At 46.0% G+C, this 15,649-nt stretch carries 13 protein-coding genes; 2 read left to right on the forward strand and 11 right to left on the reverse strand.

Annotated elements, in window-relative coordinates; all coding sequences use genetic code 11:
• Nucleotides 1–2 precede the first annotated feature (2 nt).
• The gene (locus tag NZ043_RS00945) at nucleotides 3–1,175 is read left to right on the forward strand and encodes an aminotransferase class I/II-fold pyridoxal phosphate-dependent enzyme (protein WP_339310242.1); all 1,173 of its coding nucleotides are present in this window, start codon (nucleotides 3–5) and stop codon (nucleotides 1,173–1,175) included.
• A 223-nt stretch (nucleotides 1,176–1,398) separates the two neighbouring features.
• Here NZ043_RS00945 and NZ043_RS00950 read toward each other — a convergent pair whose 3' ends face one another.
• From NZ043_RS00950 to NZ043_RS00960, 3 genes are all read right to left on the reverse strand, one after another.
• Nucleotides 1,399–3,447, reverse strand: a complete 2,049-nt coding sequence (locus NZ043_RS00950; protein ID WP_091028157.1) for an iron ABC transporter permease — start codon at nucleotides 3,445–3,447, stop codon at nucleotides 1,399–1,401.
• Nucleotides 3,444–4,445: an iron-siderophore ABC transporter substrate-binding protein gene (locus NZ043_RS00955; RefSeq protein ID WP_091028155.1), complete on the reverse strand. Its 1,002-nt coding sequence runs from the start codon at nucleotides 4,443–4,445 to the stop codon at nucleotides 3,444–3,446. Before NZ043_RS00955 ends, NZ043_RS00950 begins: the two co-directional genes overlap by 4 nt.
• Nucleotides 4,446–4,627: 182 nt before the next feature.
• The gene (locus NZ043_RS00960) at nucleotides 4,628–5,170 is read right to left on the reverse strand and encodes a CueP family metal-binding protein (RefSeq protein WP_249912067.1); all 543 of its coding nucleotides are present in this window, start codon (nucleotides 5,168–5,170) and stop codon (nucleotides 4,628–4,630) included.
• A 164-nt stretch (nucleotides 5,171–5,334) separates the two neighbouring features.
• Between NZ043_RS00960 and NZ043_RS00965 the strand changes: the two genes are divergently transcribed.
• A complete protein-coding gene (locus NZ043_RS00965; RefSeq protein ID WP_091028151.1) occupies nucleotides 5,335–5,967 on the forward strand; it encodes a TetR/AcrR family transcriptional regulator in 633 nt (210 codons plus the stop codon).
• A gap of 106 nt (nucleotides 5,968–6,073) precedes the next feature.
• Here the strand turns inward: NZ043_RS00965 and NZ043_RS00970 are convergent, their stop codons facing one another.
• The 8 genes from NZ043_RS00970 to hcp form a co-directional block, all read right to left on the reverse strand.
• Complete coding sequence (locus NZ043_RS00970) at nucleotides 6,074–6,844, reverse strand: glucose 1-dehydrogenase (protein ID WP_091028148.1); 771 nt, start codon at nucleotides 6,842–6,844, stop codon at nucleotides 6,074–6,076.
• A gap of 182 nt (nucleotides 6,845–7,026) precedes the next feature.
• A complete protein-coding gene (locus NZ043_RS00975; RefSeq protein WP_143023550.1) occupies nucleotides 7,027–7,233 on the reverse strand; it encodes a hypothetical protein in 207 nt (68 codons plus the stop codon).
• 279 nt (nucleotides 7,234–7,512) lie between these two features.
• Nucleotides 7,513–8,250, reverse strand: coding sequence for a collagen-like protein (locus NZ043_RS00980; protein WP_339312611.1), 738 nt, complete (start codon nucleotides 8,248–8,250; stop codon nucleotides 7,513–7,515).
• A gap of 303 nt (nucleotides 8,251–8,553) precedes the next feature.
• On the reverse strand, nucleotides 8,554–9,579 hold the full coding sequence (locus NZ043_RS00985) for an NAD(P)/FAD-dependent oxidoreductase (RefSeq protein WP_339310247.1): 1,026 nt from the start codon (nucleotides 9,577–9,579) through the stop codon (nucleotides 8,554–8,556).
• Nucleotides 9,580–10,596 carry an ABC transporter substrate-binding protein gene (locus NZ043_RS00990; protein WP_249912063.1) on the reverse strand — a complete coding sequence of 339 codons (1,017 nt, stop codon included), beginning with the start codon at nucleotides 10,594–10,596 and terminating at the stop codon, nucleotides 9,580–9,582.
• Between the two features lie 102 nt (nucleotides 10,597–10,698).
• Nucleotides 10,699–12,324, reverse strand: a complete 1,626-nt coding sequence (locus NZ043_RS00995) for a helix-turn-helix domain-containing protein (protein ID WP_133385713.1) — start codon at nucleotides 12,322–12,324, stop codon at nucleotides 10,699–10,701.
• A gap of 226 nt (nucleotides 12,325–12,550) precedes the next feature.
• Nucleotides 12,551–13,960 (reverse strand): PTS transporter subunit EIIC, encoded by a 1,410-nt coding sequence (locus NZ043_RS01000; protein WP_339310250.1) that lies wholly within the window; start codon nucleotides 13,958–13,960, stop codon nucleotides 12,551–12,553.
• Nucleotides 13,961–14,258: 298 nt separating this feature from the next.
• On the reverse strand, nucleotides 14,259–15,551 hold the full coding sequence (gene hcp, locus NZ043_RS01005; RefSeq protein ID WP_091028135.1) for a hydroxylamine reductase: 1,293 nt from the start codon (nucleotides 15,549–15,551) through the stop codon (nucleotides 14,259–14,261).
• Nucleotides 15,552–15,649 lie beyond the last annotated feature (98 nt).

Here is a 15,649-nt window from a genome sequence, read left to right on the forward strand (position 1 = left end):
TCATGAACTTTGCTAAACGAATGGATCATTTCAACGAAGGAATTTTCACCCGGTTGCTGGAGATCAAGCGCCGCAGACTGGAGAACGGACTGCCGGTTATTGATCTCAGTGTGGGTACGCCGAATATCCCACCTGCGCAGCATATTATAACTGCACTATGCGAGGCCGCAGCTGATCCGGCTAATTATATATATGCTGTTAATGATCAGAGTGAGTTGCTGCAAGCTGCAAGCGATTGGTACAAGCAGCGCTATCAGGTCGAGTTAGACCCGGCTACACAAATCTGTTCCTTGCTCGGTTCACAGGAAGGGCTGGCACATATATCCCTCTCAATTGTCGATGAAGGTGATCTCGTGCTGGTCCCTGACCCCTGTTATCCCGTCTTCGCGGATGGGCCGTTACTGGCAGGTGCAGAACTGCATTATATGCCGCAAAAAGAAGAAAACGGGTATGTTATTCAGCTTCAGGATATACCGGAAGATATCGCTCATCGAGCGAAATTCATGCTGGTCTCCTATCCCAACAATCCAACAACCGCGATGGCACCGGATCAGTTCTATCTTGACCTGATTGCCTTTGCCAAGAAGTATGATATTATCGTGCTCCACGATAATGCGTACAGTGAACTCGTATTTGACGGAAAGTCATGTGGAAGCTTCCTTGCATTCCCTGGCGCCATGGACGTCGGTGTGGAGTTCAATTCCCTGTCAAAAACGTACGGACTGGCCGGAGCGCGAATCGGCTTCTGTGTGGGCAATACAACCATGGTCTCCATGCTGAAAAAGCTGAAATCCAATATGGATTACGGGATGTTCCTACCGATCCAAAAAGCAGCAATTGCAGCCATTACCGGTGATCAATCCGAGGTTGAACGGGTCAGAGCTATTTATGAACAGCGTAGAGACATCCTCTGTGAGGGCTTCAGCAATCTCGGTTGGCCGATTGCCAAACCTGAAGCAACGATGTTCGTCTGGAGCCGGATTCCGGCGCACTACGACAGCTCAGAGCAATTTGCCATGGATCTGGTCACACATGCGGGTGTCATTGCAACCCCAGGCAGTGCCTTTGGTCCTTCAGGTGAAGGGTATGTGCGCTTCGCGCTTGTTCAGGATAATGAAATATTGCAGCAAGCCGTACAATCCGTCGATGACAGCGGGATTCTGAAATCCAGCTAACGGGAGTACGATTCGAATGTGCTCAAGCAAAAATCCCCTCAAGGTCCACAGGGAGTAAGAGTTTCACGTTTGAAAACGTGATCTCTACTTCTCGTAGACGTGAAGGGGATTTTTTTCATTTTCAGAGGACTAAACATTCATTGGGTGATTTAAGATCGCAGCTGAATGGTACCACGTGATAGCAAGAAGCCTGCTCGGGGAGCAGGCTTCTTGTTTCAACGATTTATACAGACTTGCGCCAATTAGAACGATACATCAGATACAGGAAGTACGGTGTTCCGATGATCGCAATGAGTATGCCTGATGGAATCTCTGTCGGTGCCATGACGGTTCTACCGATAGTATCGGCGAGCACCAGCATGACTGCACCCGCTAATGCGGATAGGAACATGGATCGTCTTAACTTATTCCCCGTCAGTAGCCGTACCATATGTGGTGCAATCAGCCCGATAAAACCAACGGTTCCTACACAAGCAACCGCACCTGCTGCAAGTAATACACCAACTGTCATGGCCAATAATCGTGTGCGACGTACTCCGAGACCAAGCCCGGATGCACTGTTGTCGTCAAATACCAGCAGTTCGAATCTGCGTGCCAGCCACCAAGCCACCGGTACCAGAATAACTAAAAATAATCCGATAACCCTCACCTGTTCCCAGGTACGAGCATAGGTGCTTCCTGTCAGCCAGATATATCCGCTGCTACCGTATACCGCACCACGGACAATCAGAATCTGAATACCTGCTCCAGCAATGGCAGACATCGCGATCCCCAGCAACACAACCGCCGAAGGGTTCAGTCCTTTCTTCCAGGCGAGGGAGAACACAACCACTGCAGCAATGGCTGCACCGATAATTGCCGCAATTGGCAGCAAGTATATCGGAAGACCCGGCCATAAGATGATGACCATCATTGCTCCAAGCCCTGCACCTGAGGACACACCAACAATTGAAGCATCTGCCAGCGGGTTACGTACCGCCATCTGAATGAGCACACCGCTGATTGCCAGTGCAGCTCCTGCACCTGCGGCAACAAGAGTACGCGGAATCCGAAGCTGAATCAGCGCGGAGAACAGTCCATCCGATTGGAACAGACTTGGTAACCAATCGGCCAGCGGAATTCGCATACCACCAAACATCGTACTGAGCAAGATAAGCACGACCGTTATGACTGAGAATAATACAGCCATCGGGCCAAATGCAAAGCGACGCGCAGCTCCTCCTGTGCTCATTGAAGTTGACATGCCTGATCCGTTTGCAGCCTTCATACGTGTAAGAACAAGCCAGATGAGCCACGGTGCACCAATGATCGCCATAACGGCACCCGTTGGCAGTTCCATGCTGGAGTTATGCACCATCTTAGCGAGGACATCTGCTCCAACCAGGAGCGCTGCGCCCCATATGAACACACCGGGTAAAAGTAATCGATTGGAACGTACACCACTCAATCGAACCAGATGAGGTGCAACCAATCCCACGAAACCAATCGGTCCAATTACACTGACAATCACGGCGGCCAGCAATACAGCGAGGATTAACCCTCCTGCACGAGCCAATGCAACCTTTTGTCCCAAGGAAGAGGCCGTTGATTCATCCAACTCCAGCATATCCCACTGTCTGGACAGGATTAACGCGAGAAGGGTAATACCAACCACCCAAGGCAAAGCATAAAACACACCACTCCAGTCATTCTGGACAAGTGTTCCTGAACCCCAAAGGAACAACCCTTGTGTCTCCATGGAGAAAAAAATATGTAATGCACTCGTAAATGAACCAAGGACCATCGATACAATCATACCGGACAACGCAAGTCGAACCGGGCTTGATGTTCGTCCGCCGCCCATGAAATAAGCCGCAAATGCTGCCAGCAAACCACCTAGGGCTGCGAAAAGAAAAGGCGACTGACTTAATAGACTTGGAAAAGCGATAGCTCCCAGCACCACCACAAAGTATGCTCCCGCATTAATGCCCAGCGTATCTGAAGCAGCCAGTGGATTACGAGTAATCGTTTGCAGCAAAGCGCCCGCAACAGCCAGTGCGCCACCCGCAAGAATACCGATCACTGTACGCGGCATGCGCAAGTCCCAGACCATATTGTGCTCTAATGAATCCTGTCTGCCTGTAAGAGCGTCCCAAACGACATGCAAAGGAATGGATGCTTCTCCATAACACAGACTTACAAAAAAAAGCACGATGAGAGCGGTTAGACCGCCCCCATATATGCTTATTGTGCGCCAATTCATAGCTGGCTTAGATCCTTGAACCGAACTCATTTGGTAATCGCCTCGACTACCCCATCAACCAATACTTTGGAGGAGATGGGTCCACCAAATGTCCATGTTGTGCTATCGAGTTGATATGTGCGTTTTTCCTTCACAAAGTTCAGTCCGTTCCAAACCGAGTTATCTTTCATGGCTGTGCCAAAGACGTCATCGTCTGGTTGTGTAATATAAATGAAGTTACTGTCCTTCACATCGGTTAAGGATTCAATGCCTACTGTAGAGAAGCCATAGTTTTCAACTTTGTCCGGCTGCCAATCGTTAACCAGTCCGATTTTGTCCAAAGTACCAATCACAACCGAGTTATCGGTAAACATACGCAGGCTGACTGCATTTTGATATGTGAACGCTTGTGTCAGCGCAAAATTGAAGTTTTCTTTACCCGCAGCAGCCAGTTTTTCTTTGGCTTCTACATAGTGCTGATCGAGATCACTAAGAACTTCTTTTGCTTTGTCTTCTTTGCCCAGAGCCGTTGCAATGTTAGTAAAGATCTCTGTCATTTTGTCATAATCATAACCGTTACCATCGTACGGATCATATTCAATCGTTGGCGCAATCGCGTTAAGCTGATCGTAGACCGCCGTGTTATTATCTGCATTAGCAATGATCAGATCTGGCTTCAATGCAGCAATAGCTTCCAGATTTGGTTCACTGCGTGTGCCGATATCCGTTACACTGTCATCCAGTGCTGCTTCGGATGTTACCCACACTTTATAGTTAGCGTTATCTGCGTTACCTACTGGTTGAACACCCAGGGCAACAACATCTTCCGTATATGTCCATTCAAGCGTAACGACACGTTCTGCTGGCTTGTCCAGCTTAAGCTCTCCACGTTTATGCTTCACAGTAACAGGACCTGCTGTCTCTTCAGCCGGAGCACTACCCGAGCCACTACCTTGACTTGTATCTGTTGTAGTCGTGGTTTTACCACAGCCCGCCAAAACCAGCACAAAGGCCAGCATAATCAACAGTCCATTCAACCCTTTTTTCATATCTCTATTCTCCCCTGTTAATATGTATTTATATGATAACAATTATCATTATCACTATTGGATTATGCCGTAGGAATGGATTTTTGTCAATGGAAAGTACCTTATTCCCTTTCTTTTATGAAATAAAAAAGGAAAGGGAGAGCTCAAAAGCCATCCTTCCCTTCTACTGTTTGCTGTTTGCATTAACTCAACTGCATCGTAGTGATGCATGTATTATCATTTTCGTATGTAGACAATTGCGTTTCCGCAACCTTTCCATCTCGAACAATACGAATCAGATAGGTTCTGTCTCTAGGCACCCAAAAATCCATAAATCCGTTCGCACCAGACTTCATCACTTCATCTTTCATAAAAGTGTTGCCTTGAGAATCGTGAATGGTAACACTGAATTCCTTATTGCTCATTTCCCCCTGACAACCGGTCAAGCTATGAATTGCACAGGGATGGGTCTGATCCACATAGGGTGCAATGGAAAGGAAAAATTCATTTTCAGGCAAATCGTATGTAGTGGTCTTTTTATCTTGATCGGTTACGATTAACTGTTTGGCATTGATGGAGGCAGATTCGGGTGTCTCTTTTCCTGTGCTGATATCTTCCACCAATTTTCGGATGTTGGGCGCATTGGCTGTACCCGCCTCTTCCTTGCCCGTATTACTTGCAAACAGATAGGTTCCGATTACAATCACAGCTGCAATACCTGCAATGATCCATATTTGTTTTTTCATCTGGAGTCCATCTCCTCGTCCGTTTTGGTTTATTATAAGGTAGAACACAGTGATACGGACAGTTTACGACACCAAAGTCACCATATATTCACATTTTTGTATTGTAGTAAGCGTAATCTGCTGCCTGTGCACTGTATCATTGATAAGTAAGGGAGGTTGTGTATATGTTTAAGTCTCCATCTGTATCTGACACCGATCGAAGAGTACACAAATCCAAACATGCTCTGAAGTCAGCCCTTCTGGAATGGATGTCCCGTAAGCCATTGGCCAGTATAACCATCACCGATATTGTCAAATCCGCCGATTTGAACCGCAGCACATTTTACAAGCATTATGTATACAAAGAAGACCTGTTTGATGAATTGTTAAATGACGTGATTGACGATTTAAAATTAGCCTATCGAGCACCCTATCAGCATTTCCGAGATTTCGATATTAAGGACCTTAACGCCTCAGCAATTCAAATTTTCGACCATGTGCTGGCTCATGCCTCCTTCTATACATTGCTGGTTAATTCTAACGTGCTACTGGATTTCAGGGATACACTCTATATAACACTTAAGAACTTGTATCTGGAGGATGTGACCGATCTGTCACCTGATCCACGGTTGGATAAGGAACTTCTCGCCTGTTATCAGGCTAATGCCGTTCTTGGTTTAGTTACGAGTTGGGTGAAAAGCAACTTCAAATACAGCGCCTCCTATATGGCTGAACAACTGTTGGAATTCACACGCATGAACCGTTCCCAAGAGATTTATCGGTCTAATCTCCATTCTGCAACGAGTCCATCAAGATAAAGTTATGCCATGACTCTGTAGTGGGATCTGCTCTTAAAAAGAGGTACTGTCTCCCCTGAAGCTTGAGATACAGTACCTCTTTATCATGTCGAAACATTTATTTTAATTAGTTGCTGATCCAGCCACCATCTACAGGCAACTCAACACCTGTAATGAATTTGGATTCATCAGATGCCAAAAACAGGTAGGCGTAAGCAATATCCATAGATTCACCAGCATGTGGAGGCAGTGGAGCAAGATTTTTGTAATTCTCCCCCATCTCCACCTGGGATTTGATGCCTGCTTTCTCCACCATCCCTGTAAACACAGCACCCGGATGTACGGAGTTCACACGAATATTGTCTTTGGCAAACCACTGTGCCCCGTGTTTGGTCAATGAACGTACAGATCCCTTGGAAGCACTATAAGCTGCGCCCTGGGCATCTGCTATTCCACCAATGATTGCTGCTATGGAAGAGGTATTAACGATGGAACCTTGTCCATTCTTCTGCATATAAGGAATGACTGCCTTCATGCCGAGCCATACACCTGTACCATTAATGGACATAACCTTGTCCCAATCCTCTAGCTCAGCTTCCAAAATGCCTTTGGCCATATGAATTCCGGCATTGTTGACCAGAATATCTATTTTTCCGAATTTCGATACGGTTTCTTCCACAACAGCGTTCCAGGACTCTGGACTGGATACATCCAGCTTCAACGCAATGGCTTCCCCGCCACCAGCTACGATCTGTTTAACCTGTTCCTCCAAAGCTTCGATCGCCACATCGGTAGCCACTACCTTGGCTCCTTCTCTTGCAAATAATTGAATACCTGCCAATCCCATTCCACTGGCGGCACCGGTTATAATTGCAACTTTTCCAGTTAATCTGCCCATTTCATATCATCCTTTCCTATTACGATGAATGCCTCATTATGACACCCAACCTGCTAACACCTTTAGTATACGGATGAAATGAAAGCTCTTTCAATCAGCAAATGGACAGGCTTTTGTGGGATAACCGATAGCTAAGTATGGATCTGTTTATTCCCCAGATGTTAATCAACAACATGGACAACTTATGTTGGTTTTATTTTCAATCTACGAGTACTGCCAAAATCCGGCGATGGGATCTGTCCATCTACATTCACTGAATTGGCAAGCAAGTACAGTGCCCCATAACCAAAGACATACTCTTCAAACATTCCATCCGAATAGCCATCCTCATCAATTTGGATGAAAAAATCGTATCCGTCCTTATGCAGAGCTAAAAAGTAACTATCCACTTGCTTAAGTATCTTGTCCAGCTTGAACATAAAGACGGTCGTAATCTTAGTGCCCCCATACCTTCGGTAGCTACTAGCACCGTGATTCTTTTACCCAGACTTGGGGAGCTTAGCTTCGAAAACGGAGAGAGTAGCGGCGATGCCCTTTAATGTCATCGTCCCGCCACTCTCAAGCCCCCGATAAATCAGACTATCTTTTTGAATAAATAGACTTATTGACTGGATAAAACACATAAACTTTTATTTTTATGCTGACATAGACTATATTGAGAATCCGAATTAAGGAGTCAGTTTTAGAATGGTCACAGTGGTATTTAGATTGTTATGCAACTGTGCAGGAGTTGCATTCGCATTTACCAGCTGGATCGTCGTCGGAACCGTTGTAACCGTAACAATAACTTCAGCAGATATAGGTCCACCTCCATTACCTGTGAATGGCACAGGTGTTATGGGCGTTCCATTTACCGTGAGGTTGAAATCCGCATTGCCCTGATTATGAATGCTAAAAGAGATCAAGTAACTTCCTGTTTCATTGATTGTTATCGTTGAGGACGGCGGCACAAAAGTGAATGCACCTCCAACATTAGCCAAAACCCCGGTTAAAGTTATTGGTGAGTTGCCAGGTACTGTGTCTGTGCCTGTGCCAGGGTCTGCTCGGAAAACACTTAGGAAATCGGATATTCCGGCCCCAACTGGACCGGCCGGACCTGTTGCTCCTACTGCTCCTACTGGACCTACGGGACCTACCGGACCCACTGCTCCGAGCGCGCCTGCTGGCCCGACTGGCCCTTGTATACCCGGAATCCCTTGCAGTCCTTGTGGTCCCGGTATCCCTTGAGCACCGGTCGCTCCTCTGAGACCTATCGGTCCTTGTGGTCCCGGTATCCCTTGAGCGCCAGTTGCCCCTTTTGGACCTATCGGTCCTATTGGTCCAGAAGTTCCTTGAGCGCCTTGCGGTGCATTAACAACAACCTTAGGTCTAACCTTTACCACCTTAACCTTAACACGACAATGCATGCTTTGTTTAAATTTACGTCTACAAATGCGTTTTCCATGACGATTTAACAATGAACTCACCTCCGTGATATTTCTCCCCATACTATGTGTATCCATCACAAGGGGCATAGACTATTAACTATAAATTAGAAAATTTTAGTGCCCATAATGAGAAAATCGGTCTATGAATCCAGTCTATAACATGAATGTATAGACCCATTTTCAATATAAAATGCAGATAAAAAAGCCAGTCGAACACGAGATATTCTCGATGTTTGACTGGCTTTTGCTATGCTTATCCCTTTCGCACAGGTTCTTCTTATTTTACAATAGTGCTTTGTTTTTCTCATAGAACCGGGCATTGTGAGAGGATACACCTGCCATATCGGAAGCAGCAGGTTCCAGATACGTCTTGGCGCTGTTGACGGCGAGCACCGCATCGTTAAAAGCACCTGCGATCAGCCTGACTTTGCTTCCATAAGTGATAAAGTCACCTGCTCCGAATATGCCTGGAATGTTGGTACGCATGCGCTGATCAACAGATACGCCGTAGTCTTCACGCGCTAGCCCCCATTGCACGAGGTTACCAAAATCACGATCATACCCATGGCTTACAACAACTTCATCCACTTCGACATGTGTGATCTCATCGGTTTCTACATGGGCCAACTCGACACGATCGATTTTATCACCTTTACCGTATAAGCGAGAGATAGTATATGGCGTCATGACGTTGGCTTGAGCTTTCATCTGAGCAACAGGCGACTCATGTCCGGTAAATTCATGACGTCTGTGTGCTACTGTAACTTCACTTGCGATCTTGCCTATTTCATTCGCCCAGTCGACTGCGGAATCGCCGCCGCCTGAGATCAGAACACGCTTCCCGGCAAATCGAGATAGATCAGTTACGGTATAGTGCAGATTTGTCAGCTCATACCGATTGGCACCCTCGACATCCAGCTTTTGCACCTGGGTCATGCCTCTGCCCGCACATAACAGGATGGTACGTGTGTAATGACGTTCGCCTGTTTTGGAAATGAGTACAAATACACCATCCTCACGTCGTTCAAGCTCGGCTATTTCCTGCCCAAATACAATCGTTGGATCGAACGTTCTCGCCTGTCTCTCCAGCGATTCAATCAGCTTCTCACAGCGAATCGGATCAATCCCGCCCACATCCCAGATCAGCTTCTCCGGGTACGTACGCATGAATCCACCCAGTTCCTGCTTGGCTTCGATGATCTTGGTACGCATGGCTCTCATACCACTATAAAATGAGGCATACATGCCAGCAGGCCCACCACCAATGATCGTAATATCGTAGATGTCTAATTGTGTCTCCGTTGTCATTTAAGGCACCAACTTTTCAACAACATAGTCCATCAATTTTACAGATCCAATCGGACCCACACCGGATACGAATTGGCTTGTCTTCAACGGGAAGACATGATCATTCTTCACAGCCTCCAGATTCGACCACACCTGGCTTGCTTTCAGATCTTCCATGGATTTCTTCGTGTCATAACCTACGAGGGTTCTATCTTCCAGAAAAATATAATCCGGATTCATCTCAGGCAAAAACTCCAGTGAGAACTGGCTAAACCAATCTGTAGAGTCTTTGATCGCTTCAGGGCTATTCAGACCCAGGATATCATAGAAGAAAACACTGCTGCTTCCTCCTTTGGGACCCATGAAACGGTAACGATTGTGCTCTACCCGGAGAACCAATACGGTCTTGTCTCCCAGGGCTGCCGCGATTTTCTCTTTCGCTTGTGAGGCTTTCTCATCAAATTCAGCCAGTACTTTGGCAGATTCTTCGGTCTTGTCAAATATGGCAGCCAGCTTTGGCATAGCACGTTTCATTTCACTGTTGGCATCCAGTGCCACTGTAGGAGCGATTTTGGACAATTCATCATATACGCCCTGTTCCATACCTTCGCCAGCTGCAAGGATCATATCCGGTGACAACGCAAGCAACTGCTCATAATTATATTGATATTGCTCAACTTCAATGATCTGGACTCCATGTTCTTTCAAATAATCAGGGCGGTATTCCGCTTCAACTTCTGGAGTTAACAAAACGATTTGAGGTGTAACACCCATTTCAATCAGATACTCGGCATAGATCGAATCAAACACAACCAGATTTTGAGGATGAGTTGGAATCGTTACTTCTCCAAACTGATCCTTCACCACCTTAGTCCCACTTTCAGTCGCTGTTTCTTCTGTTGTATTCGTTGCTCCTTCAGTTGGAGTACCTGCTGTTCCAGCTGTAGCGTTCTCTTCAGTAGTTCCACCGGAACATGCCGCCAGCATCATACTGATCACCAACAGCATGATGGCTAACCCTTTAAATCTTCGTGACATGATATACTTCGCCCCTTATGTACATTGATAATGATAATTATTATCAAATAGTATCAAATAAGAAGTGTTGCTTCCATAGCATATCGTGCGTATTCGGTTGGATTATTGTGCTCTCTCATGAAAAGGTTCCGTAAGATGGCGAACGATCTGATTTAGAATCAGAGTGTGACCCGTAATTCCGTGACCGTCTACCCACAGGTGAGTATCTACGTAAAATACCCGATTATTTTTCACAGCCTTCAGCTCGTTCCATTGCGGACTCTCCCATAGTTTCCTCATATTCTCTTCAGCGCTGAAGTGCTGCATGATCCGCTTCTCCACAAACACATAATCGGGATTGGCTTGTGTCAGTAGTTCAAGCGAACAAGGATTAAACCAGGCTGTACCTGAATCCAGTGCTTGCGGCAGTGTTAATCCAAGCTGTTCATATAACAAGTGTGATACCCCGTGTGAATGCCCACCCAGATATCGATAACCAAACGCTTCTACCCTCAGCAACATGACTGTGGCCGCGGATTGGATGATGGGTTGCAACTGTTGCTTAGCTACGCTGACTTCGTGTTTCATCTGCTGATGCAGTCTATAAGCTTCTTCTTCTTTAAGAAACCAGACTGCCAATTGATCGAGCATTGGTTCTACATCTTGATGAAGTCCAGTTAGAATCGGTGCAATTGTGCGCAGCTCCCTTTTGACCTCTTCCGTCAATACGTTTCCTATCAACATCTCCGGTTGAACTTGTCGAACAAGTTCTATCTCCACCTCATACTGTGTTACCTCCAGCATCTCTACTCCATACGCTGTAAATTGTTCATGATGATGTGGGGACAACAGGATCGGGGTGACCACTACGGCATGGGGGATGACACCCAGATGAATCATAATTTCTGCACAGATTGGAGAAAGTGATACGATCTTGCGCTGCGTCATCGTCTGCCTATATATCTTAGGTGATACGCCAGTCAGTTGTTTGAAGCGTCGGCTAAAATAATGAGCATCTTCAAATCCAGTCTTTTTGGCAATATCCTGTGAGGTTGCAGCTGTTAATATCAATTCTTCCTGCGCACGGTAGATCCGGTAGTGTGCCAGATAATCCAGAGGTGGCTTACCATATCGCTCGCTAAATTTGCGGGAGTAATGCCATGGACTGATTCCGGCAATCTGAGCTAACTGTGTACGTGTAATGACCTGATCATAATGCTGCTGCATATAGTCAATGGAGCGAAGTATACCGTGTTCTGGCTTCAACTCGTTATCCGGCTGTTTCCGATATAGATTACTTAACAACTCATATAACAAATGCTGATGGCCAACCCTCTCTGCACTCTGATCCTGTGTATGTACTTCACTCCAATGCTGAATGATACTTGCCAGACCTCCACCGGACAGTTGCACTTTCTGATACGCCTCTCCTGACGGTAACCGCCATTCAAACTTCTCAGCTTCCCGTCGATCATGCAGCACCGAATATGTATCGAACTGAACATGCCAGCCTGCCAGATCCAGGTTGCCACCTTCAATGACCTCCATTACAGAGTTCTCTTCAAGCGCAATTAATTCTCCATAGGAGACGTGAACTCGGTGTCCATTTATATTCCAGATCGCTTTTCCATCAATGATAAATATCAAGGTGTGACTGGGAAAGTGATGCAGCTCGCCTTTTGTTATCCATGCGTTGCTTAGTGCATTCGTTGACTTCCATTGCGCAATCCATTCCATGTTGTCAGACATAGGTTATCCTTTCAAAGGGATTAGTAATCCAGATTTATAGGTTTCACTATATCAAAATACATGACAACTCCATAACCAACAAGCTATGGCTTGAATAAAATGGTGGACAGCTACTGAGCATTTCATACTTGTATTATTCAGATAAAACTCAAAAGAGCCCGTACCATCAGGTATAGGCTCTTTCTTACAACTTTAACACTACTTTTTCAAAAGTACGTTTTACGTATTACTCAATGCTGGCCTTCGATGACCCCTGTCCCCGTTTCTGTCCTTTTCTTGCCATCCAATACGTCAGTCCACCTGAGACACCGAAAGCAATAACCACACCAATGCATGTGTGTAACAGATTCAGGCTACCCTCTTCGATGAAGAGAGGGAGGCTGACCAAGCTCGGATTCCCCACCATAGCAAATGCCTTGACAGATAACAGTCCTAAATACAGTCCACCCGCAGCTCCACCCAGCAATGCAGCGTAGAAAGAGGATCTTTTTCTCATGTTGACCGCATACAATGCAGGCTCTACAACTCCAAGGAGGGCTGTTCCCGTTGCCCAGAAAGCAAGTCTTCTGGATGCTGGCTCTTTCGAATGCAAAGCGTTTGCAAGCGCAGCCCCTGCTTGTCCTACAATCGCCACTAACATGGCAGCAATCACCATAGAACCACCATTCATAACCATTTCATTAATGATGATGGCAATTATCCAGTAGTGTAATCCCGTAATTAACATCAGTGAGAAGACCGCTCCCAGTAACATCACCGACACCACTGGAGCATTAGTTACTAGTGTATCCAATGCCTCCGGCAGATGTTCATCAATCCAGGTGCCGACTGGACCAAGAATCATCAATACTAGCGGAACAAGAATCAGTAACGTCAGGAATGGAGCAACCATCCCTTTGGAAAATTTTGGACTACATCGTTCAACAACTCTTTCCAAGAAGGCGGCTACACAGATCGTTAGAATGACCCAGATGGGCGTAGAGTAAAAAGCAGGCTGGGACACCAGTGGCAAACCCAGGAAATGCACCTCTTTTTCCCCTGACATCAGCATCGTCATCTCCGGATAAAACATGAGTCCGCCAATCGATGCAGCAACATAGATGTTGCTCTTCAACCGATACGCTGTGCTGATTGCTACCAATATAGGCAGTACATAAAATACACCGTCTCCAATGATCCTGAAGATCGTAAAGGTCTGGCTGTCCATCAATGCTGAAGAGTCCGCAGAACTGTACGTATCCATTAACGCAATAATGGCGACTATAATTTTAATAACAGCGGCTCCGAGAATTGCAGGCATCAAGGGCCTGAACACATCGGATACAAAATGTAAGATCGAGAATCTGTTCTTCTTCGTGTGTCCCGCTTCCTGCAACGCTGTCCTTGTCGATTCCCAAGCGTCCATACCCAGTAACGTATTGTAGATAAGTGAAGATTCATCTCTTATTGCCAGATGGCACTGCTCACCCGTTATCCGAATATCTGCCACAACATCTGAGGAAGCAAGAATAGACATGTTCAATTGAGTACTGTCCTTTATTACCAGCGTTGTTGTGCCCTTATCATGTTCTACAAGCTTGATGTTCTCCTTGCCACCTGCGAGTTTCAACCAATCTTCAATCTGTGTGTCATGCATTATGTACGATCTCCTCATATTACGGTAAACCCGTGTTTTGTGATGTGTTATGATCTAATATGCCTCTATCTATATACACATTTCCATGAAAAAACTTCAATAGGATAAAAAAACTAATTTCCCTGACATTGCATGTTCATTTATACAAGGTATATTGACCTATGAAGGTCGAAAAAGCAAAAAAAGCCTACTCTTATGTAGGCTCTTATCCATCTTTACTTATGAGTCATACTCTTCATACTCACAACCGGCATTCGCAGTCATCAGATGGTGTTGCACGTAAATATACATCCTCATCCTAAGACAGTGCCAACATCGCGTTCATATCTTCTTCTGCCGTTGTAATTAACTTGAGACCAAACATATCCACGAGTACATCCAAGACACCTTCCGATATGAACTCAGGCGGTTTCGGTCCTATCCGAATGTCCTGAATGCCGAGGCTGAACAGACCGAGCAGGATCGCAACTGCTTTTTGCTCAAACCAGGACAGGACGATGCTGACAGGCAAATCGTTCACGGTACAGCCAAAAGCATCCGCCAAAGCCATAGCAATTTTCACCGTAGAACCGGAATTATTGCATTGACCTAAGTCGATATAACGCGGTATACCCGTGTCTCCAACCGTACCATAATCCACATCGTTGAAGCGGAACTTACCACAGGAAGTCGTCAGAATTACAGTATCATTTGGCAAGGATGTCGCGAGTTCACGATAGTAGTTGCCACCTTTCCCTGGCGCATCACAACCTGCAATAACGAAAAATCGACGAATATGACCGTCTTTTACCGCCTGAATAATCTCGGGCGCAAGTCCAATCACGGTCTCATGATGGTATCCTGTCGTTAAGACTTGCTCGGACTGTACATTAGCCGCAGGCAGTGACAATGCGCGTTCAATTAGAGGTGAGAAGTCATCCTCTGTAATTTTGGCAACACCCTCCAGACCCGCCACTTCGTATGAGAAAAAGCGGTCTGCATATGTGCCTTTGATCGGCATAACACAGTTCGTTGTTGCGAGAATAGCACCCGGGAATTGTTCGAAGAGTCTTCTTTGATCGTACCAGGCTTTGCCGATATTACCCTTGAGATGGGCGTATTTCTTCAGCGCAGGATAACCGTGCGCAGGCAACATTTCCGAGTGGGTATAGATGTTGATTCCTTTCCCTTCAGTTTGACGCAGCAACTCCTCCAATGCATACAGATTATGTCCCGTCACCACAATGCACTGTCCTTCAATCTGGTTCTGGCTAACCGTAATCGGTTGCGGTACACCAAAGCGGTCCGTGTGCGCACGATCCAACACATCCATAATGCGGATTGCTGCATTACCTACCTTCATCGCCATCTCCAGATGTTCCTGTACATTAAAATTCGAGTTCGTTAATGTCATATATAATGCCTCATGTGTAATCCGATCCACCTCAGGATCAGAATATCCCAACTGGCGTGCATGTGTCGCATAAGCAGCAATGCCTTTTAACGCAAAAATCATCGTATCCTGCAAACTTGCGATTGTTTCGTTTTTGCCGCATACCCCTACCACAGTACACCCGCCACTCGGCGTCTGTTCGCATTGATAACAAAACATATGGATTCCCCTCCAAACTTAGATTAAACGCAGTTCGTTATGGAATAGCGTAACAGACCCTGATATGAGCTAGTGTGATGGTGCACACACTTTCTGAC

Origin of the sequence: Paenibacillus sp. FSL k6-2145 (assembly GCF_037976585.1) — a bacterium.
In the GTDB taxonomy this organism is placed as follows: Bacteria; Bacillota; Bacilli; order Paenibacillales; family Paenibacillaceae; genus Paenibacillus.